The sequence below is a fragment of the Pseudomonas sp. P5_B2 genome (assembly GCF_056400445.1).
This window is the reverse complement of sequence record NZ_JBFULH010000914.1, coordinates 1-1,313: the sequence shown is the minus strand read 5'-3', so window position 1 is coordinate 1,313 and position 1,313 is coordinate 1. Positions and strand designations below refer to the sequence as shown.

Genomic DNA, 1,313 nt, shown 5'->3' with positions numbered 1-1,313 from the left:
CTCATCCTCGGCTCAGCACCGTGCATGGCCGCGACGCCGTCCGACCAGCAACTCCAATCTCTGGTCGACGCCGCCGTCGGCCCGGTGATGCAGCAACAGAATATTGCAGGGCTCGCCGTGGCGATCAGCCAAAATGGTCAGCAGCATTACTTTAATTACGGCGTAGCCTCCAAAGAGGACCGCAAACCGATCAGCCAGGACACGTTGTTCGAAATCGGTTCTGTCAGCAAAACCTTCACTGCCACGTTGGCCGGATACGCGCAAGCCAACGGCAAACTGTCCCTGTCCGATCCTGCCAGCGTTGTTTTGCCTGCATTGCGCGGCAGTGCATTCGACCACATCAGCGTGCTGCAGCTGGGCACTTACACCGCAGGCGGGTTGCCGCTGCAGTTCCCTGACGAAGCTGACCATCCTGAGACAATGCTGGCTTATTTCAAGCAATGGGCACCGGTTTATCCTGCCGGCACCCATCGTCAGTACTCGAACCCGAGCATCGGGCTGTTCGGCTATCTCGCTGCTAACAGCATGGGCCAGCCGTTCGATGTACTGATGGAAAAGACATTGTTGCCAAAACTGGGCCTCAAGCACACCTACCTCAACGTCCCGCAAGCGCAGATGGCGCTATACGCTCAKGGTTACAACAAGGAAGACAAGCCTGTGCACGTCGGGCCGGGCGCGCTCGACTCTGAAGCCTACGGCGTGAAAACCAGCGCCTCGGATTTGCTTCGCTATGTCGAAGTGAACATGAAACCGGCCGGGCTGGAACAACCATTGCAGCAAGCCATCGCCACCACCCATACCGGTTACTACACCGTGGGCGACATGACACAGGGGCTGGGCTGGGAGCTCTACCCTTACCCGGTCACGCTGGACAGGCTGCTCGCGGGTAATTCGACCGAGATGGCCATGCAGCCGCATAAGGTCCAGTGGTTGAACCCACCGCAACGTCAACAGAAGAACGTATTGATTAACAAAACCGGCTCCACCGGCGGCTTTGGGGCTTACGTCGCGTTTGTGCCCTCGAAGGACATCGGCATCGTGATCCTTGCCAACAAAAACTACCCCAACCCTGAGCGAATCAAAATCGCCCACACAATATTGAGTGCTTTAACCGATTAACAAAGAGCAACACGCATCCACTGCGTGGCCTTCGGGTTTCGCAAGGATGAACACAAAAAAGGGCGCCGTGCTGGCGCCCTTTTTCATTGCTCTGCCTTAGTGCTGCAGAGCCGGTTTTTGCGTCCCGTTGATCGGGATGCGTTTGGCTTTCGCCTCTTCAGGCACGATGCGCACCAAGTCGATACTCAACAGAC

The 1,313-nt window shown here is 57.0% G+C and carries 1 protein-coding gene and 1 pseudogene; one reads left to right on the top strand and one right to left on the bottom strand.

Annotated elements, in window-relative coordinates; genetic code table 11:
* Window positions 1–1,119, top strand: a 1,119-nt coding sequence (gene ampC, locus AC1DRJ_RS27960; protein ID WP_477804995.1) for a class C beta-lactamase, incomplete at its 5' end; no start/stop codon positions are given.
* A gap of 96 nt (window positions 1,120–1,215) precedes the next feature.
* Here ampC and AC1DRJ_RS27955 read toward each other — a convergent pair.
* A pseudogene (locus AC1DRJ_RS27955) lies at window positions 1,216–1,313 on the bottom strand (heat-shock protein); the annotation flags it as partial.